Below are 19326 nucleotides of genomic sequence, written 5' to 3' on the forward strand. Positions count from 1 at the left end.
CAATGCGAACCTCGACCGGGAAGCGCAGGCCGTCGTGGACGACGGCACCGAACTCGACCGACTGTCCCCGGACGCCGAAGAGCTCCCCCTCGGTATCCCGGAGGACGAGCCGTGCGCTCCATCCGGACGTCGCGAGGAGCGAACGGGGCCCAGCGAAGGGCCGCGTGGCCGGAGCCGATGGGGCGGCAGGCCGGCTCACCCGCTGGTGGCGGCTGCCCGCTCACCGGCCATATGCGCGGCCAGGCGGCGCAGGCCCTCGCTCAGGTCTGCTTCGGAGCTGGCCAGGGAGACCCGGACCAACCCCTCGCCTGCGGTGCCGAAGGCCGAGCCCGGGGCCACGGCGACCCCTTGCTCGAGCACCATGCGGCGGGCCGCGTCGGTGGAGGGTTCGCCTGGGAGGGTGGCCGGCACCATGAGGTAGAAGGCACCCTGAGGCCTGTAGGCGGGGAGGCCCAGGGTCGCCAGGAGCTCCACCGCCCGGTCGCGCCGGCGGTGGTAGGCATCGCGCATCTCGGCCACGCATGCCTGGGGTCCGTCCAGCGCCGCCAGGGCCGCCCGCTGGGCGATGGTGTTGGTGCAGGAGATCAAGGGCTCCTGCAAGCGCACGATCAGGTCGGCCACCTGGCGCGGGGAGATGGTGTATCCGATGCGCCAGCCGGTCATGGCGTACGCTTTGGAGAGGCCTGAGACGACCACGGTCCGCTCGGGCGCGAAGCGGGCAGGGCTCACGTGGGACGCGTCGAACACGATGCGGGCGTAGATCTCGTCCGAGAGGATCCAGAGGTCGTGGGCCCGGGCCACCTCCACCAGATCTCGGACGAGGGATTCGGGAAAGACGGCGCCCGTGGGGTTGGCTGGCGTGTTGAGCAGGAGCACCTTGGTGCGCGGCCCCACGAGCCGGCCGATGGACTCAGGGTCCGGCAGGAAACCTCTCTCGGCGGGCAGGGGGTAGGGGACGGCCCGGGCGCCCTGAAGCTCCAGGAACATGGTGGCGTTGGGCCACGAGAGCGCGGGTACCAGCACCTCGTCCCCCGGCTCCACCAGGGCCATGAGGGCACTCGCGATGCCGGTGACGGCGCCCGGGTGGATGCAGACCTGCCGGGCCTCCACCGCGAGCCCGTCGTCGGCGGCAACCCGGCGCGCCACCGCCTCGCGCAGCTCTGGCAGCCCGGCGTTGGGGGTGTACTTGTGCCACCCCTCGCGGGCGGCGGCCACCGCCGCCTCCACGATGTGCGGCGGGGTGGGGAAGTCGGGCTCGCCCAGCTCCAGGTGGATGCACCCGGGCACCTGGCGCGCCAGCTCCATGACCGCCCGGATGCCCTGGGGGGCAAGCCCGGCGGCGTTGCGGGAAAGAGGTTTCATCAGGAACGCCTCCGAACCCTTCGGTGTGGGACCGCACGCGTTTGAAGCACGTTGAAGCAACTGGTTCCCGCTCCTTCAGAGCTTTCCTGCTGAAACGTGGCTTCATGGCCATCCCCTCATGATACGGAGGTCCTGAAGGTGCGCACACGGGTAGTCGCCTTCGTTCTGCTCATGCTGGTGGCCGGGGGCCCTGGGGCGTCCGCCGCCTCGCCCGACGAGGCCGTGGCCGGCTGGGTGCGCTCGTGGGACGCGCCCTGGCTGGGCGAGGTGGCCCGCCTGGGCGAGGCGCCGGTGCACCTGGGGGCCGTGCTGGTGCTGCTCGCTGCCGGGGACGGGGGGTCGGCCGGCCGGGTGGTGGAGGCGGAGGTGGGCGCGGCGGTTGCCACCTGGGCGGGCAAGGTCGCCCTGGGTCGGGCGCGGCCCTGGACCGGCGAGGGTGCGGCCCGCTTCGCGGGGCCTTCCCTGGCTGAGGCTCACCACAGCTTCCCCTCGGGCCACACCTCCAGCGCCTTCGCTCTGGCCACGGTGCTGGCGGGGCGGTACCCTGACGGAGCCGTGGTCTGGTACGCCCTCGCGGCCGGGGTGGGACTCTCCCGGATCTACACCGGGGACCACTGGCCCAGCGACGTGCTGGCCGGGGCGGCGGTGGGCCACCTGGCGGGCAGGGCCGCGCTGGAGGGTCGCCCGTGGTTCGGCTTCCGCTGGAACTTCTGACGCGCACCTGGGACCCCGGTCCCATAGACTGCGGGTGACCCGGTGGAGGGTCTGGCGGCCCTGCCCCCGGGAGACCTCTGGGGACGGGTGGGATGGTACGTGGAACCGCTGGGCGTCACGAAGGACCTGCAGCCATGGCCGAACGGGGACGGGGGCGCGGGCCGGGACCCGTCAGCCTGGGCATGGGAAGGGGCCGTTGAACCACCCCTTCGGGGGCGCCAGGCGAAGCCGCGGCAGGTGGGCCTCACCATGGTGCTGGACAAGGGGACCCCCCTGCAGGTGCTGGATGGTCTCCTGGCCGTGGCGGCGCCTTACGTGGACTTCTGGAAGCTGGCCTTCGGCACCTCGGCCCTCCTGGCCCAGGAAGCCCTGGCGGAACGGGTGGAGGTCGCCCGGCGATACGGGGTGGAGGTGTACCCGGGCGGGACCCTGCTGGAAGTGGCCCTCTTTCAGGGACGGCTGGAAGCCTGGATCGACCGGGCGTCGGCGGTGGGGATCCGGACGGTGGAGCTCTCGGACGGGACCATCTCCCTTTCGCTGGAGGAGCGATGTCGCATCCTGCGGCGCCTGCGGCGGGAAGGGTTCACCGTCGTCACCGAGGTGGGCAAGAAGCACCCGGACGATCGGCCGGACCCGGCCGTCCTCCTCCGAACGCTCAGGGTGGACCTGAACGAGGGCGCCGCCTGGGTGATCGTGGAGGGGCGGGAGTCGGGCCACACCGTGGGGATCTACCGCGGCGACGGCTCCATCGATTCAGACCTACTGGACGCGCTGGTGGAAGCCGCCGGTGGGCCCGAGCGGATCATCTGGGAGGCGCCGCGCAAGAGCCAGCAGGAAGAGCTTCTCCGGCGCTTCGGGGTGAACGCCAACCTGGGCAACGTGGAGCCGCCGGGCATCCTGGCGCTGGAGGCCCTCCGGGTTGGCCTGCGCGGCGACACCTTCCGGCCGGTGGTGCGGGACAGCGAACGCCGGGCGTGATCAGCCCGGCGTCACCCGGCCGGGTGCGAACCCACGCCCCCCGGCCCGCCCCGGACCCACCCCGGCTCTAGACCTGGAGCAGCCGTTCCATCTGCTCCACCAGCTCGCCGAAGGAGCGGATCGCCTGCCGGACGGGCTCGGGCGAGGCCATGTCGACCCCGGCTCGCCGCAGGAGCACGAGGGGGTAGTCGGAGGACCCCCCGCTCAGGAAGGCCAGGTAATCGTCCACGGCGGGGCGGCCCTCCTCTAGAATCCGGCGGGTAAGGGCCTGGGCGGCCGAGAAGCCCGTCGCGTACTTGTACACGTAGAAGTTCATGTAGAAGTGCGGGATCCGGCTCCACTCGATGCGGATCTCGTCGTCGCTCACCATGTCCGGCCCGTAGTAGGTGGCGTTCAGGTCGCCGTAGACCTCCGACAGCCGCTCGGCCGTGGGCGGCTGGCCGCCCTCGGCTTCGGCGTGGATCTTCCGCTCGAACTCGGCGAACATCGCCTGGCGAAAGAGGGTGGTGCGGAAGTTGTCGAGCTGGTGGTTGAGCACGTAGAGCTTCCGAGCGCGATCGTTCCACCGCTGGAGCAGATGGTGGGCCAGGAGCGCCTCGTTCACCGTGGAGGCCACCTCGGCCACGAAGATGGTGTACTGGGAGTACACGTAGGGCTGCGTGCGGTCGCTGAAGTAGGTGTGCATCGCGTGGCCCATCTCGTGAACCAGGGTGAAGAGGTTGTCGAGGGTGTCCTGGTAGTTGAGGAGGACGTAGGGGTGCACCCCGTAGACGCCGGAGGAGTACGCGCCGCTGCGCTTACCCCGGTTCTCGTAGACGTCCACCCAGCGAGAGTGCAGGCCGTGCCGCAGCACCCGGACGTACTCCTCGCCCAGGGGCGCCAGCGCCTCGGCCGCCAGCTCCACCGCCTCCGGGTAGGGGATTCGCACCCTCACCTCGGGGACGATGGTGGCGTACACGTCGTACATGTGGTGCTCGTCCAGCCTCAGGGCCCGCTTGCGGAGGCCGATGTAGCGATGGAGGGTGGGTAGGCCCTCGTGGACTGCCTCCAGGAGGTTGGTGTAGAGGTCCACCGGCACGTTGTCGGGGAAGAGGGCGGCCTCCAGGGCGCTCCCGAACTTCCGGGCCCGGGCGAAGAAGATGTTCCGGCGGATCTGGCCGGTCAACGTGGCGGCCAGGGTGTTGAGCAGCTTCCGGTACGAGGCGTAGAGGCCCTGGAAGGTCTCGCGTCGCACCCGGCGGTCCCGGCTCTCCAGGAGCCTGCCGTAGCGGGCGTGGGTGATCTCCAGCTCCCGGCCGTCCTCGTCCTTCACGGTGGGGAAGCGGATGTCGGCTTCGTTGATCATCTGGAAGATCTGGCCGGGGGCGTGGCCTACCTCACCTGCCATGGCCAGGAGGTGCTCCTCGGGCTCCGAGAGGGTGTGCGGCCGCTTCCGCTGGATCTCGTCCAATGCGTGGCGGTAGAGGTCCAGGCCGCGCGTCTCCCGCAGGAACGCCTCCAGGCGGTCGGGGGGAATGGCCAGGATCTCGGGGGTGGCATAGGACAGGGCGCTGTCCAGCCGCACCATCAGGTTGAGGGCCCTGGCCTGCATGGCCTGGTGGCCCGGGTGGGCGGTGTCCTCGTCGAGGCGCATGTGGGCGTAGGCGTAGAGGGCGTCGGCCTTCTGGCCCGCCTGCTCGCTTTGCTGCATGAAGTCCAGCAAGACGGCGCCCGACGCGCCCAGCTTCCCCTGGAAGGCCTGGAGGCGGGTGATCACCTCCTCCAGCTCCCGAAACGCCCGCTCCCAGGCGTCCTGGTCGGCGAAGATGTCCTCCAGGCGCCAGCGGTGCTCCTCCGGGACGCTCGCCCGTTCCGGCACCTCCAGCGTTGGCGCGGTGGCGGCTTCATCATTCGCCGGGCCGTACCCCGGCAGCTCCATCCGCATGCGGCTCCACTCCCGTTCGAAGGTTTCAACGGGTCCCTGTCGCCTTGGGGGCCGGGAAGCCGTCTTTGTCCGTACCGCACGTCTGCCGGTTGCCGTGGCCCGTGGCTCGAATGAGCCGAGGTCTCACGCCGCGTGCCTGCAGATCCTCAGGCGTGCTCGCACCGACACGGCCCGCATCCAGCCTCATGACCCCATCCCGAACCTTACTATTCTCAACCTGGGAGCCGATCCCTCCAGTTCCCGGTGAAAGGCCACGGGGCGGGTGTTCCGGCAGGGAGGCCGTCCACGAGAGGAGATGAACGTGAAAGGGGCGAAGGTTCTGGCACGTCCCGGGGCGACGCAGGCCTCCGGGCCGGGGAGGGATCGCGTGTGGGAGAGAGTGCCGCCAGGGTCCTTCCGAGCGGGTGGCTGCCCGGCCAAGGTCAAGCCCTGGCGGGCGTTCGGGTGGTGGAGGTGGCCCCCAACCTTCCGGGACCCCTGGCGGGGGCCGTCCTGGCCGCGGACGGCGCCGAGGTGGTCCGGTTCGAGCCGCCCGAGGGAGACGCCCTGGCACGGGTGGCTCCTGCCTATTACCGGGTGATCCACCAGGCGAAACGGATCCTTCGCCTGGACCTGAAGGAGCCCGACGGGCAGCGGTCGCTCCAGCGCGAGCTGAGCCGGGTGGACGTCCTCCTCACCTCCCTCCGCCCCTCGACGCTGGCCCGCCTGGGCCTGGCTTCCGAGGAGGTGCGGGCACGCCACCCCGGCCTGGTGCAGGTGGCGATCGTTGGCTATCCCGAGCCCGACCAGGAGCGTTCCGGCCACGACCTCACCTACCAGGCCGCCGCGGGCACCCTGGAGGCCGGTGGGGAGCCTTCCCAGCCGAGGGTCCTGGTGGCCGACTACGGCGGCGCGCTGGCGGCGGTGGCCGCCTGCTACCGGCTGCTCCTGGCCCGCGAGCGGTCCGGGCGGGGAGGCTACCAGGAGATCGCCCTGAGCCAGGCGGGGGCCTTCTTCGCCCAGGCCCTGGCGGCGGGGCTCACTGCCCCCGGCGGGGTGCTGGGGGGCGGGATCGCCGCCTACCACCTCTACCCATGCCAGGACGGCTGGATCGCCCTGGCCGCGTTGGAGCGCCGGAGCTGGGGCCGGTTCTGCCTGGCCGAGGGCCTGGAGGAGCTGGAGCCCCTGGGCCACCGGCCTGTGGCCCAAGTGCCGCACGTTCGCGAGCGGCTGGCCGAGCGCTTCAGGGCCCGGACGGCAGCCGAGTGGGCCGAGCGGGCCGCCCGCCTCGACCTGCCGCTGGAGCCCGTGGCCCCTCGACCCGGCGGGCCCGCCTCCACCTTCGCGTAGGAGCCGTCAGAACGCCCGCGACTGGCCGCCGTCCACGGTGAGGCAGGCCCCCCGCACCCAGCTTGCCCGAGGTGAGACCAGGAACGCGGCCGCCCAGGCCACCTCTTCGGGCCTGCCGAACCGGCCTGACGGGATCTCCTGCTCCACGAAGCGAGCGATCCCTTCGGGGTCCGCCTGTTGCCGCCGGTCCCAGGAGCCGCCGGGGAAGAGGATGCTGCCGGGGGCGAGGCAGTTCACCCGGATCCCCCGGGGCGCGAGCTCCCGCGCCAGGGCCTTGGCCAGGCTGATCTCCGCGGCCTTGGCGGCGTTGTAGGCGAGCCGGCCGCCCGCCTCCCGCCCCCAGATGGAGGCGATGAAGAGCATGCTCCCGCCGCCCTGGGCCTCCATGGCCGGAGCGGCCATCCGGGCGAGGCGCAGGTTGGCGGTGGCGTTCAGGGCGAAGGAGCCTTGGAGGGCGTCGACCTCGTCGCTGGCGGGGGGCGTGCCGCCGGCGTTGAGCACCAGCACCTGGGGCGCGCCCAGGGCCTCGCACGCTTCCGCGTAAAAGGCGCGGGCCTGGGAACCATCGGTGATGTCCACGGGCCGGGCGAAGACCTCGGCCCCCAGACCCCGGAGTTCCTCGGCGGCATGCTCCAGCGCCTCCGCACCCCGGGCGCCGATGGCCAGCCGGGCGCCCTCTTCGGCCAGGGCTCGGGCGATGGCCAACCCCAGGCCCCTGCTCGCTCCCGTGACCATGACCACCTTGCCCTTCAGATCCAGGTCCATCGTCATCCTCCTTGATCGGGGCGCGGGTCGGCCGGCGATCGGGATCGACCCGCCAGCCCCTCCAGGTCCAACACCACCAGCCCCTCGGCCGTCACCCGCAGGGACCCCTCCCGCCGAAACCGGGCCAGCACCCGGTTGGTGGTCTCCCGGGTCACGCCGGCCATGCGGGCCAGGGTCTCCTGGTTCAGGTGGGGCGGAAGCCGGAGCCCATCGTCGCCGGGGAGGCCTGCCCGCCGGGCCAAGCGCTCCAGGATGCGGGCCACGCGGGTCGCTGCGTCGGCCAGGGTGAGCTCCCGCACCTGGTCCTGCAGCAGGCGAAGCCGCTGGGAGAAGAGGAGCAACAGCCGCACGGTGAGATCCGGGTTCCGGCTGAGGACCGCGAGGAACGCCGCGCGCGAGACCTCCCCCAGCTCGCTCTCCTCCAGACAGGTGGCGGTGGCCGGATAGCCGCCGCCCTCCAGCAGGCCCACGTGGGGGAAGAGGTCCCCCCTGGCCAGGACCGAGAGGATCTGCTCCCGGCCCTCGCCGTCGGCGGTGGCCGCCTTCACCATGCCGCGGCCCACCAGGTAGATGGCCCGCACGGGTTCGCCTTCCCGGAAGACCACCTCGCCGGTGTGGAAGCGGCGGGGTTCCACCACGCGGGCCAAAGGCGCCAGGTCCTCGGCCGGCAACCCCTCCAGGGCCGGAATCCGACCAAGGATTTCGCTCCAGCGGGACGAACGGTGATCGGGCATGGCCACCCCCGGCGTTCATTATAGCCTGCGGAGCGGAGCGGGTGGCGGGCGCCCCGAAGAGGCGTGCGGACGTTGAGGACCGCCGGGGGACTGCCGAAAGGAATCCAAGGGTCGGTGCCCGGGTTCGCACGGTTTCGTGGACCCTGCGACGGCGTGAGAGCGACTTCGGCGGAGCGAGGCCGCCCTCGAGAGGACGATGCCACCTTCCACGGCTCCTCAAGTTGAACCAACAACCCAGAGAACTTCCAAGCAGTACACGTTGACCGCATAGGGCTTTTGTGCAAAGATGGGCCCGATCGTGGCTTCGGTGTGCGTCATATTCTGTGCGTGGGCGGGTGAACCGGGCGGAGCGGGGCTCAGGGCCCCGCCGCTGGCATTCGCCATCGGCAACGGTAGGAGGGGCCTCCCCTGATGATGCGACGCGATCCCCACAACCCCGTGATCACGCCGGCGGACGTCATTCCATCCCGTGAAGGCCTGGAGGTGATCGGGGCCTTCAACGCGGGCGCGGCGAAGATCGGGGAGGAGACCCTGCTTCTGCTGCGGGTGGCTGAGCGCCCGACCAACGACGACCCAGACTACGTCGCCTTCCCCCACGCGAGCGAAGACGGGGACGGGGTTCAGGTGCTCCGGATCCGCCGCGACTCGCCCGACGTGGACGTGTCGGACCCGAGGGCCGTGGTCTACCGGGGCCAGCTCCACCTCACTTCCATCTCGCACCTGCGCCTCGCGCGGAGCACCGACGGCGTCCACTTCCGGGTGGACCCGCAGCCGACGCTGGTGCCCTCGGGGATGTACGAGGAGTACGGCATCGAGGACCCCCGCATCACCTACCTGGACGGCCGGTACCTGATCGTCTACACTTCCGTCTCGCGGCGGGGCGTCACCGTCTCCCTGATCCGGACGCCGGACTTCCGCACCTTCGAGCGGATGGGCGTGATCTTCCCTCCGGAGAACAAGGACGTGGCCATCTTCCCTGCCCGGGTGGGCGGACGGTACGCGGCCCTGCACCGGCCCAGCGCCCGCGGCCTTGGAAGCCCCGACATCTGGCTGGCCTACTCCGAAGACCTGCGCCACTGGGGCGATCACCGCCACCTCCTGGGGGTGCGCAAGGGTATGTGGGACGGCGTCCGCATCGGCGCGGGGTCGGTCCCCTTCATGACGGAGAAGGGGTGGCTCGCCATCTACCACGGGGCGGACGAGACCCGCTACTGCCTGGGGGGTGCCCTGATGGACGCGGAGGCGCCCCACGTGGTGCTCGCCCGCTCGCAGGACCCGATCCTGGTGCCCGAGGCGCCTTACGAGACCAACGGTTTCTTCCACAACGCCGTCTTCACGTGCGGCACCGTGGTGGAGCCCGATGGAACCCTGCGCATCTTCTACGGCGCGGCCGATCAATCCATCGCCCTGGCGGTCACCAGCGTGGACGAGGTCCTGGACTCCCTGGAGCCGGTGCCCGTGCGGGCTCGCTGACCTCTCGCCGGCCTGCTGCCGGCGGGCAGCGCGTCTCGGAGCGGTCCCGCCGGTCACCGGTCCACGACGCGGGAGGGATCTGCCCGGCAGGTGCGGGGACCGCCGGCCCCGAACCACTCAAGCGAAGCGGAAGGAGGACCCCCTATGCGGTTCGGGCCGATGGAGCTGGTCATCATCTTGGTCATCGCCCTGCTCATCTTCGGGCCGGGCAAGCTGCCCCAGGTGGGCAAGGCGATCGGCAAGGGGATGCGCGACTTCAAGGAGGCCCTATCGGGCGGCGAGCAGGCCTCCAACCCCGACGACCCCGGCCGGGAGCGGCGGAGCTAGCATCGGGGTGCGACGAAGGGCCCACCCGGCGCGTGGGCCCTTCGTCCCGGTTCAGGCTGTTCGGGACAGATCCTGGATGGCCTGAGGGCAGCTCGCCGCCACCCGAACGGCGTCAGCGCACCTGGCCCTCGCCTTCCACCAAGAACCGGACGGTGGTGAGGGCCTCGAGCCCCATGGGCCCGCGGGCGTGGAGCTTCTGGGTGCTGATGCCCACCTCCGCCCCGAGGCCGAACTCGCCCCCGTCGGTGAAACGGGTGGAGGCGTTGACGTAGACTACGGCCGCGTCCACCTCCTGCTGGAAGCGGTGGGCAGCCTCCAGCGAGCGGGTGACGATGGCCTCCGAGTGGCCGGTGGTGTAGCGGGCGATGTGGGCCAGGGCCTGGTCCAGGTCGTCCACCACCCGCACGGCGAGGATCAGGTCCAGGTACTCGGTGGCCCAGTCCGCCTCGGTGGCCTCCTCGGCCCAGGGAAGGTGGCGGCGGGTTTCGGGGCAACCCCGGAGGGTGACGCCCTTCTCCCGCATCGCGTCGCCGAGCCGGGGCAGGAAGGCCGGGGCCGCGTCGCGGTGGACCAGCAGGGTCTCCATGGCGTTGCAGACGGCCGGTCGCTGGGTCTTGGCGTTGACGGCGATGCGGAGGGCCATCTCCAGGTCCGCATCCTGGTGCACGTAGGTGTGACAGTTGCCGGCACCCGTCTCGATCACGGGAACCCGGGCCTCGGCCACCACGGCCCGGATGAGCTCGGGGCCGCCCCGGGGAATGAGGACGTCCACCAGGCCCGGCGTGACCATCAGCGCCCGGGCGCTTTCCCGCCCGGGAGGAAGGAGGTTCACCACGTCCGGCGGCGCGCCGGCCGTGACGGCGCCCGCCCGAAGCGCCTCCACGACGGCCCGGTTGGAGCGGTGGGCCTCGCTCCCGCCCCGCAGGAGGATGGCGTTGCCGGCCTTGAGGGCCAGCGCCGCGGCTTCCGCGGTCACGTTGGGGCGAGCCTCGTAGATGAGCCCCACGACCCCCAGGGGCACCCGCACCTTCCGGATGCGGAGCCCGTTGGGGCGCACCCAGCCCTCCCCCCGGCCCAGGGGGTCCGGCAGAGCGGCCACCTGCTGGAGGCTCTCGCCCATCGCCGCGAGACGCCGCTCGTCCAGGGCGAGCCGGTCTCGGAAGGCGGGCGGCCTACCGGCCGCCGAGGCCGTGTCCTCGCGGTTGGCGTCCAGGATCGGGCCCGCGGCCTCCTCCAGGGCCTCGGCCATCGCGCGGAGGAGCCGGTCCCTCGTCGCGGTGGTGGTGCGGGCAAGCCACCGTGCGGCCTGCCGGGCGGCGCTGGCTTGGGCCCGGACCGCCTCGATCTCGCCAGCGACCGCTTGCTGCCTTTCCATCAGGCATCCTCCTCCATGAGCACCAGGTTGTCCCGGTGGATCAGCTCCGCGTGGGGCAGGGCGGCCAGGGCGCGGCGTCGCTCCTCGCCCTCGAGGGCCAGGATGGGCTCGAGCTCGGCCTGAGCGACGGTGACCAGCCCCCGGGCGATCTCCCGGCCGTCGCCGTCCAGCACGGCCAGGAGATCCCCGGCGCCGAAGGAGCCGCCCACGGCCGTGACCCCCACGGGGAGCAGGCTCTTTCCCCCGTGAAGGAGGGCGTTCTGGGCGCCGGCGTCCACCTGCACCCAGCCCCGGGGCCGGTCGTGGAAGACGATCCAGCGCTTCCGGGCGGAGAGGCCGCCCCGGGCGGGGAAGTACGTTCCCGGTATCCGGCCCGCGAGGAGGCGGTGCCACGTCTCCTCGTGCTCTGTGTGGGCCAGGGCGGCGGCCACGCCCGAGCGGGTGGCGAGCCTGGCCGCCTCCAGCTTGGTGGCGATCCCGCCCGAGCCCAGGGGGCCTGGACTCCCTCCGGACCGGAGGAGCTCAGGGCCGATGCGGGCCACGGTCGCCAGGCGGCGGGCGCCGGGGGCGCGGCGGGGATCCGCCTCGTAGAGGCCGTCCACGTCCGAGAGCATCAGGAGCAGGTCTGCGTCCACCAGGATGGCCACCAGGGCCGAGAGGGTGTCGTTGTCGCCCAGGCGGATCTCCTCCACCGCCACCGTGTCGTTCTCGTTGACGATGGGGAGCACCCCCCAGGCGAGGAGGGTGATGAGGGTGAGCCGGGTGTTCAGGTAGCGGCGGCGATCCCGCACGTCGGAGCGGGTCAGGAGCACCTGGGCCACCTGGACGCCCGCCGGGCGGAAGAGTTCCTCGTAGGCCTGGATCAAGCGCCCCTGGCCCACGGCCGCGAGCGCCTGCTTCTCCCTCAGGCCTTGAGGGGGCCGGTCGGGGAGGACGTCGCGCCCCGCGGCCACGGCCCCCGAACTGACCAGCACCAGCTCGTGGCGGCGGCGCAGGGCCACGAGCCGCTCCACCAGGCGGGCCATGCGCGCTTCGTCCAGCCCGCCTTCGGGGCGGCTGAGGCTGCTCGAGCCCACCTTCACCACCAGGCGGCGGGCGCCTTCGAGGGTGGCCGCTGTTTCCTGCGACGGATCCAAGGGAAGGTTCCTCCTGTGCCGGGTGGGCATGGTGACCCGTCTCCGATTCCAGCGGGGACGGGTTGCGAGGCGAGCCCCCGGCGCGCCGGCCCCGTCAACCCGAGTTCCGCAGTCCTCCCACCACGCCGTTGATGCTCCGGAAGATGGCGTCCTCCAGCACAGCCTGCTCCTCGGGGGGCGAGGCCGCCCGGTGCCGCCGGATCATCTCCACCTGAAGGTAGCTCAGGGGGTCCACGTAGGGGTTCCGCAGCCGGATGGAGCGCTGCAGGACGGGCTGCCCGTCCAGGAGCTCGCTCCGGCCCGAGAGCCGCAGCACCCACTCGCGGGTTCGGCGGAACTCGTCCTCGATCAGGTCCAGGAACTCCTTCCCCTCGGGGGCCAGGCGCGCGTAGAGGCGGGCCACCCCCAGGTCCGCCTTGCACATGGCCATCTCCAGGTTGTCCATCAGGGGCTGCCAGAAGGCCCACGCCTGGGCCATCTCCTGCAGGAGGGCCAGGTTCTCGGGCGATTCAGTGGCGAAGCGCTCCAGGGCGGTGCCGACGCCGTACCAGCCAGGGATGAGGTGGCGGCTCTGGGTCCAGGCGAAGACCCAGGGGATGGCCCTGAGACCCTCCATCTCCTCCATGTCCGGGCGGGAGCTGGGACGGGAGCCGATCTTGAGCCGCTCGACGTACGCGATGGGCGTGGCCTGGCGGAAGTAGGCCTCGAAGCCGGGGCGCTCCACGAGCCCCCGGTAGGTGGCCAGGGCGAGCTGGGAAAGCCGGTCCGCCGCCTCCTCCCAGGCGCTGTGGGCACCCACGGTGCGGGCGGCGGGCATCCGGGCCTGGGGCACGCTGGACCAGATGGCCGCCGTGGCCAGCTGCTCCAGGTTCCGCATGGCCAGCTCGGGCTGCAGGTAGCGGGAGGAAAGCACCTCGCCCTGCTCGGTGATCCGCATGGCGCCGGGCAAGCTCCCGGGCGGCAGGCCCATGAGCGCTTTCACGCTTGGGCCGCCGCCCCGGCCGATGGCACCGCCGCGGCCGTGGAAGAAAGTGATCTCCACGCCCCGCCGGCGGGCGGCCTGCATGAGACGGCGCTGGGCCTGGTAGATCTCCCAGTTGCTGGTGAAGTAGCCCCCGTCCTTGTTGCTGTCCGAGTAGCCCAGCATCACCTCCTGGTGGTTACCGCGGGCGGAGAGCTGGGCCTGGTAGGCGGGAAGGGTCCAGGCGCCCTCCAGGATCGCGCCCGCCCGGCGCAGGTCGCCGATGGACTCCACGAGCGGCACCACGTCCACCCGGCTCTCCGCGGGCGGATGCTCTCCAGGCGCGGGCTCCCAGCGGAAGAGACCGGCCTCGCGGGCCAGGAGGAGCGCCTCCCAGAGCGCCTCGGGGCCGTGGACCATGCTGATCAGGTAGGCGCACGCGGCGGGCGGGTCGATCGCCTCCTGGGCCCAGCGGATCACCCGCAGGCTCTCCAGGATCTCGGCCAGCTCGGGGTCCACCCCGGAGCCGGCGGAGGCGGGCTCGCCCAAGAGAGGTGGGCCCGCCAAAAGGCGGTTCCAATCCGCCGGGGAGGTGGGCGGGCGAAGGCCGGCCGCCTCCAGCAGGGAGCGGGCGGCGCGGCGGACCCGGGCGCCGTCCTCGCGTACGTCCATGGCGGCCAGGTGGAAGCCGAAGAGCTCCACCTGCCGGATGAAGAGGTCCAGCTCGTCCAGGTGGGGCCGGGCCGGAGAGGTGGCCCCCAGGGCCTCCTGGATGCGGTGCAGGTCGTCCAGGAAGGCGGCGGCGTTGGGGTAGCCCCGGGGATCCGCCGGGGCGGGGGGCTCCCCGCGGAAGGGGCTGAAGGAGTCCAGGTCCGCCACGCCCTCGGGGTCCGCGGGCGGCCGGGCGAGCTCCAGGCGCCAGCGGGCGTAGACCCAGGCTTCCCGGAAGGGCTCCCCGGGGAAGCGCCCCGCGGCCCAGCGGTAGACGTCGGGGAAGGCCGCCCGGTAACTCTCGAGGAGCTCGGTGAGGCCGGGGGGCACGGAAGCCAGCCGGACGGACTGGCTCATGCGGCTTCCCAGACGGTCCAGGTGCTGCAGGTAGCGGGTGATCACCAGCCGCTTCTGGGCCAGGAGCGCCCGGCGCGTGACCTCGGGGGTGACCCGGGGGTTGCCGTCCCGGTCCCCACCGATCCAGGTCCCGAAGCGCAGGATGCCGGGCACCCGCAGGGAGGCTCCCGGGTAGGCGTCGTTCAGGGCCCGCTCCAGCTCGGCCAAGAGCCGGGGTGCCACCTCCAAGAGGGTCCGCTCGAAGTAGAAGAGGCCCTCGCGTACCTCGTCGAGCACGGTGGGCCGGCGCTCGCGCAGCTCGTCGGTCTGCCAGAGGAGGCGGATCTCCTGCCGGAGCCCCTCCAGGACCCGGCGCCGCTCGGCGGGCACCAGGCGAGGGTCGTCCAGCCGCTCCAGGAGGGCGGCGATGCGCTGGTGGTGGTCGATGACGGTGCGGCGCAGGGTCTGGGTGGGGTGGGCGGTGGTCACCAACGTGATGCGGAGACGGTTCAGGACCTGCTGGAGCTGCTCGGGCCCCACGCCGGCCTCCCGGAGGTGAACGGCCAGGTCCTCGGGCGAGCCCGCCTGGCCCGTGGGCCGGTCGAGGCGGTACTGGCGCCGGCGCCGGGCCCGGTGGCGCTCCTCGGCCAGGTTCACCAGCTGGAAGTAGAGGGAGAAAGCCCGGATGAGCCGCAGGGCCTCCTCCTGCGGCAGAGCCGAGATGCTCGCCTCCAGCTGGTGCTCAAGCTCGGGCGAGGCCCCCTCGCGTAAGGCCTTGCACGTGCGCCGCAGGCCCTCGACCTGCTCAGCCAGCCGCGGAGAGACCTCCTCCGCCAGGATGTGCATCAGCATGTCGGCCAGGATGTGCACGTCCCGGCGAAGGGGGCGATCCTGGGGACGCCACTGGATGGGCGCTTCCCCGGGCCTCGCGGGGCCGGGCACCAGGTTGCGTGCGAGATCGTTCACCTTTCAGGCCTCCCAACGGCGGCGGGTCGCACGAGAGGCGGCGACCAGGGGCGGGAATCGTCGCCTCGTCGCGGGCAGAGAGCGGTTGCGGTTAAACGCAAATAATACGCCGGGCGGTGGAAGACTCCTGCAGGAAAGCGATCAGCGAACGGGCCGAATCCAGGGGCGCCACAGGGGTCGCAGCCGGAGGGGCCGAGACAGGTGCCCCCGTTGCGGGCGGAGCGCGCCCAGGCGCAGCGGAGGGGTGTGGGGCACCTGCACTGCGCGCGCGAAGAAGGCCAGAGCCACCAGGCGGAGGGTGCCCGAGAGGAGGAACATGCCCCGGGTGCCCAGGAAAGAGACCAGGAACCCGCCCAGCATGGGCGCCAACCCCGCGGCGAGGCCCACCGCCGTGTTGTAGGCGGCCACGCGGCCGGCCTGGTTGTGCGGCGGCAGTACCCGCAGGAGCAAGGTGAAGGCGGCCAGGTTGTAACCGGACCAGGCCATCCCGCCCAGGAGCTCCAGGCCGAAGACATACCAGGGGGCGGGGATGACCGCCCAGAGCAACGCCAGCAGGCTCGCCCCCAGCCCGCCCAGGATCACGATGTTCCGGTCGCCCAGGGTGACGGTGCGACGGCCCCAGTACCGCTGGCCGATCATGGTCACCGTCAGGTTGGTGGCGGTGGTGAGGCCCCAGATGGCCTCGTTGCCGCCGAGCACCTGCTTGAAGTGGACGGCGAAGAGGGGGGCGGGGAGGTTCACCGCGAAGGTCCAGGCGAAGGATGTGAGGATGTACCGGCTGAAGGGCTGGTCCGGCCGGAAGGCCCGGGTGACGGCCCGCAGCCGCGCCCCGAAGCCCAGGTGGAGCCCGGGCGAGAGGGGCGGGTGGGGTTGGGGGGCCGCCTCGGCCGGCGGGTGATCCGGCCCGCTGGAGGGGGCGTGCGACGGCCGGTGGGCGGGCTCCAAGGGCTCCACCGGCATACGGGTGACGCTCTCCACGGCCAGCAGTCCCGCGAGGGTGGCCACGCCGAAGAGGGCGGCGTAACCGGCGGGGTATCCGGCCAGGCGTACCAGCCAGCCGCCCGAAGCCGCGGCCAGCAGGGCCGAGAGGCTCGCGTACAGGTTCCGGTTGGAGAAGTAGCGCCCCCGCAGGCGGAGGGGCACCGCCTGGGCCATGAGGGTGGTCCAGGCCGGCACCGCCAGGCTGATCACCGCCGTGCGCAGCGAGAGGAGGCCGATGAGGAGCGCCACGGCCGTATCGGCGGGGAGGTCCAGGAAGGGCAGGAGAGCCACGGGGAGCCAGAGGAGCCGGCCCAGGCTCCCCAGCAGGTAGAGGCGGCGGTGCCCGAAGCGCTCGGCCAGGCGGGCGGCGGGGATCTGGAAGAGGTTGCCCAGGAGGGTGGGGAAGGCCGCCACGAGGCCGATGGCCGCCGGTCCGGCGCCCAGGGCGAGGGCGAACATGGGGATGAAGGGGAGCATCGCGTTCTCGCTGGCGCTGCTCCAGATGCCATCCCACAGGCTTGCGTGCATCGCCTTCCGGTTGGGCCTCGCCGGGCGGCCTGCCGGTCGGGCGGCTGGCCGGGCTCCGGCGCCCGGTCCTTGCGGGCTCTGCTCCACGGGTCTCACCTCCCCCCTCACTCCCGTCGGTCTATCGTCCGGTGCGCTCGAGACGGACCACCGTCTCCACGTGGGGCGTGTGGGGGAAGAGGTCCAACGCCCGCACCTGGTTCACCCGATACCCGAAGGGGAGGAGGTGGACCAGGTCCTCGCCCAGGGTCTGGGGATTGCATGAGACGTAAACCACCCGGCGGGGCGCCGCCCGGCCGATCTTCCGCATCACCTTGCCGCCTGCCCCCGAGCGCGGCGGGTCCAGGAGCACCAGGTCCACGCCACCCAGGCCGGCCGCGGCCTCGGGCAAGAGCAGCCGCACCGGGCCCGCGAGGAAGCGGGCGTTGCTGAACCCGGCCGCCTCGGCCAGGCGACGGGCGCTCTGGACCGCCTCCTCCACCCACTCGATCCCCACCACGTTCCGCACCCGGGGCGACAGGGCCAGCGCGAAGGTCCCCACGCCGCAGAAAAGGTCCAAGACGCCGTCCGTGGGCGCTGCTTTCGCCAGCTCCAGGACTGTGGCCAGCAGTCGCCGGGCCTGGAGCGTGTTGGTCTGGAAGAAGCTCTCCACCGCCACCGGGTAGCGAAGCCCCCCCAGCTCCTCCTCGATGGCCTCCTCGCCCCAGAGCACCTGCACCCGGTCCACCTTGAGCGCGTCCGAGGGCGCCTCGTTCACCACCCACAGCAGGCTTCGGAGGCCGGGCACGACCCGGGCCACCGCCTCGCGGAGGGCGCCGGCGCCAGGAAGCGCTTCGGCCCCGGCGGTCACCAGCGCGACCATCCGCTGGCCCGTGGCCCTGCCTTCCCGCAGGAGCAGAGTACGGAGGAAGCCCGTGTGGGTGCGGGGGTCGTAGGCGTCCAGGCCGTGCGCCAGGGCCCACCCTTCCACGGCGCGCACGGCCGCCAACAGCTCCGGGGGAGCGATGAGGCACCCGGCGGCGGGAACCACCTCGTGCCAGCGGCCCCGGCGATGGAAGCCGAGCCGGACGCCTCGGGACGGGTCGTGCCCAAAGCTCAGGTCCACCTTGTTCCGGTAGCCCCACGGCTCCTCCATGCCTATCACGGAAGGTACGTCTACCGTCACGCCCGCTCGCGCCAGGGCCTCTTTCACCCGGCGTCGCTTGAAGGCCAGCTGAGCCGGGTAGTCCAGGTGCTGGAGGCTGCAGCCACCGCACTCGCCGTAATGAGGGCAGGGGGCCGCCACACGCTCGGGAGCAGGCTCGAGCACCCGCAGCAACCGGCCCTCCACCCGGTGCCGGTGCCGGCGGGCAGGGATCGCCTCCACCCGCTCGCCGGGGAGCGCCCCGGGGATGCGCACGCGGTCGGCTCCCCGCGAGGCCAGGCCGACCCCCTCGGCATCCAGTCCCTCGATGCGCAGGTCCATCACCTGCTCGGCAGCCTGATCGGGCATCCTGCGCCTCCTGTTCCCACGACGCCCAACCCCTGCAGCGTCCCAGATCCCGGTTCGCTACCGGCTCGTGGGACCCTGCCGCCCGGCGGGTGGAACTTAGCTGCCCGCTACCTGGAGGACTCCGCCGGCAGGGCGCGCCCGTCTCCTCCGCAGGAGAGAGCTGGAGGGTGGAGAGGATCGCCCGCTGCGCGGAGGAGTGGGGCCTGCCGAAGGGTCTTGCCTAGGGCCTGACGTGGCCGGGTTCGCCTTCCGGAGCGGGTCCGGGGTCTGGCACGACGGGTTCCCTGCGCAGCTCCCGCCGGAGCCAGCGGAGCAGCAGGAGGACCATGGGGATGCCGTAGGTCATGTGCCCCATCATCCACATGATGCCCGAGCCCAGGGCCTGATCGGCCACGGGGCTCAGGCCCCACAGGCGGGGCGCCAGGCGGTACGGTGCGTAGACGGCCTCCTCGGCGATGGCCAGGGGAAAGCTCACGGCCCAGTTGGCCACGTTGGCCCCGAAGAGCATGAGGATCCGCGTCCCCTCGGAGATCCCCGAGGGCTGCCCGCCCGGCGCCAGGACCACGCTCCAGAAGAGGAGGCCCAGCGCCAAGTAGAGGAGGTGCTGCACCGCGTGGACCCCGGGGTGGACCAGGGCCGCCTCGTACGGCGAGGGAACGTGCCAGACGGCGAAGTTGCCCGCAAAGAGAAGGAAAGCGGGCAAGGGCCGGAGGAGGGCCCGCACCCGTGGTGCCAGACGGGAGCGCTGGCTCAACCAGACGGTGAAGCCCGGGGGCAGGCCCAGCACCAGGAGGACGGGGGCGACGCTCATGGTGAGGACATGCTGCACCATGTGGAGGGTGAAGAGGTAGCGCTCGCCGCCCTGGTCGAGAGGGGATTCCCAGGCCAGGAAGAGGATCACGAGCCCGGCCCAGAACGCGTAGGCCCGCCCGGCCCGGACGGGGAAGCGGCGGCGTACCCGCTCGTAGCTGGCCACGGCCAGGGCGAGCCCCAGGAGGATCATGGGGTCCAGGGACCAGTCGCCCCACCCGAGGGTGGCCGTTCGAGCCGGTCCTGCGACGCCGTGGGCCAGGACCGGGCCCGGAAGGAGCCAGGCGGTCGCAGGCAGGAGCCTTCGGATCCAGACGGTCTTCTGGGGAGGACGGTCGCATGCCCGCCGCGGCGCCGCCATGAGAAACCCCTCCTTACCCGGGCCATCTTCGCCGCCGCTCTTGCGAACCCCTCCTGGTTGCGAGCT

General features: G+C 72.3%; 15 protein-coding genes. 5 read left to right on the forward strand and 10 right to left on the reverse strand.

The window, feature by feature from the left end; translation table 11 throughout:
• Window positions 1-195: 195 nt before the first annotated feature.
• Window positions 196-1362, reverse strand: a complete 1167-nt coding sequence (locus LIP_RS03650) for a pyridoxal phosphate-dependent aminotransferase (protein ID WP_068134482.1) — start codon at window positions 1360-1362, stop codon at window positions 196-198.
• A gap of 138 nt (window positions 1363-1500) precedes the next feature.
• Between LIP_RS03650 and LIP_RS03655 the strand changes: the two genes are divergently transcribed.
• Complete coding sequence (locus LIP_RS03655; RefSeq protein ID WP_068134485.1) at window positions 1501-2076, forward strand: phosphatase PAP2 family protein; 576 nt, start codon at window positions 1501-1503, stop codon at window positions 2074-2076.
• 42 nt (window positions 2077-2118) lie between these two features.
• The gene (gene comA, locus LIP_RS03660) at window positions 2119-3054 is read left to right on the forward strand and encodes a phosphosulfolactate synthase (RefSeq protein WP_198409700.1); all 936 of its coding nucleotides are present in this window, start codon (window positions 2119-2121) and stop codon (window positions 3052-3054) included.
• A 67-nt stretch (window positions 3055-3121) separates the two neighbouring features.
• Here the strand turns inward: comA and pepF are convergent, their stop codons facing one another.
• Window positions 3122-4978 carry an oligoendopeptidase F gene (gene pepF, locus LIP_RS03665; RefSeq protein ID WP_198409701.1) on the reverse strand — a complete coding sequence of 619 codons (1857 nt, stop codon included), beginning with the start codon at window positions 4976-4978 and terminating at the stop codon, window positions 3122-3124.
• A gap of 369 nt (window positions 4979-5347) precedes the next feature.
• On the opposite strand from pepF, the gene LIP_RS03670 reads away from it, so the two are divergent.
• Window positions 5348-6307: a CoA transferase gene (locus LIP_RS03670; RefSeq protein ID WP_068134490.1), complete on the forward strand. Its 960-nt coding sequence runs from the start codon at window positions 5348-5350 to the stop codon at window positions 6305-6307.
• Window positions 6308-6313: 6 nt separating this feature from the next.
• On the opposite strand, the gene LIP_RS03675 is transcribed toward LIP_RS03670, so the two are convergent.
• A complete protein-coding gene (locus tag LIP_RS03675) occupies window positions 6314-7072 on the reverse strand; it encodes an SDR family NAD(P)-dependent oxidoreductase (protein WP_068134492.1) in 759 nt (252 codons plus the stop codon).
• A gap of 2 nt (window positions 7073-7074) precedes the next feature.
• Window positions 7075-7806: a Crp/Fnr family transcriptional regulator gene (locus LIP_RS03680; RefSeq protein ID WP_082725814.1), complete on the reverse strand. Its 732-nt coding sequence runs from the start codon at window positions 7804-7806 to the stop codon at window positions 7075-7077.
• 411 nt (window positions 7807-8217) lie between these two features.
• On the opposite strand from LIP_RS03680, the gene LIP_RS03685 reads away from it, so the two are divergent.
• A complete protein-coding gene (locus LIP_RS03685) occupies window positions 8218-9279 on the forward strand; it encodes a glycoside hydrolase family 130 protein (RefSeq protein ID WP_068134496.1) in 1062 nt (353 codons plus the stop codon).
• 144 nt (window positions 9280-9423) lie between these two features.
• Entirely contained in the window at window positions 9424-9606 is a 183-nt protein-coding gene (gene tatA / locus LIP_RS03690) for a twin-arginine translocase TatA/TatE family subunit (RefSeq protein WP_068134497.1), read from the forward strand.
• 112 nt (window positions 9607-9718) lie between these two features.
• On the opposite strand, the gene LIP_RS03695 is transcribed toward tatA, so the two are convergent.
• The 6 genes from LIP_RS03695 to LIP_RS03720 form a co-directional block, all read right to left on the reverse strand.
• Complete coding sequence (locus tag LIP_RS03695; protein WP_068134498.1) at window positions 9719-10981, reverse strand: glutamate-5-semialdehyde dehydrogenase; 1263 nt, start codon at window positions 10979-10981, stop codon at window positions 9719-9721.
• On the reverse strand, window positions 10981-12117 hold the full coding sequence (gene proB / locus LIP_RS03700; RefSeq protein ID WP_068134499.1) for a glutamate 5-kinase: 1137 nt from the start codon (window positions 12115-12117) through the stop codon (window positions 10981-10983). The genes LIP_RS03695 and proB overlap by 1 nt, the downstream gene beginning before the upstream one ends.
• A gap of 94 nt (window positions 12118-12211) precedes the next feature.
• Window positions 12212-15091, reverse strand: a complete 2880-nt coding sequence (gene ppc, locus LIP_RS03705) for a phosphoenolpyruvate carboxylase (protein WP_068134500.1) — start codon at window positions 15089-15091, stop codon at window positions 12212-12214.
• 141 nt (window positions 15092-15232) lie between these two features.
• Window positions 15233-16687, reverse strand: a complete 1455-nt coding sequence (locus LIP_RS03710; protein WP_144440308.1) for an MFS transporter — start codon at window positions 16685-16687, stop codon at window positions 15233-15235.
• A gap of 31 nt (window positions 16688-16718) precedes the next feature.
• A complete protein-coding gene (rlmD, locus tag LIP_RS03715) occupies window positions 16719-18089 on the reverse strand; it encodes a 23S rRNA (uracil(1939)-C(5))-methyltransferase RlmD (protein WP_068134507.1) in 1371 nt (456 codons plus the stop codon).
• A 220-nt stretch (window positions 18090-18309) separates the two neighbouring features.
• Complete coding sequence (locus LIP_RS03720) at window positions 18310-19260, reverse strand: cytochrome c oxidase assembly protein (protein ID WP_068134510.1); 951 nt, start codon at window positions 19258-19260, stop codon at window positions 18310-18312.
• Window positions 19261-19326: the final 66 nt, after the last annotated feature.

The sequence above is a fragment of the Limnochorda pilosa genome (assembly GCF_001544015.1).
Lineage (GTDB): Bacteria > Bacillota > Limnochordia > Limnochordales > Limnochordaceae > Limnochorda > Limnochorda pilosa.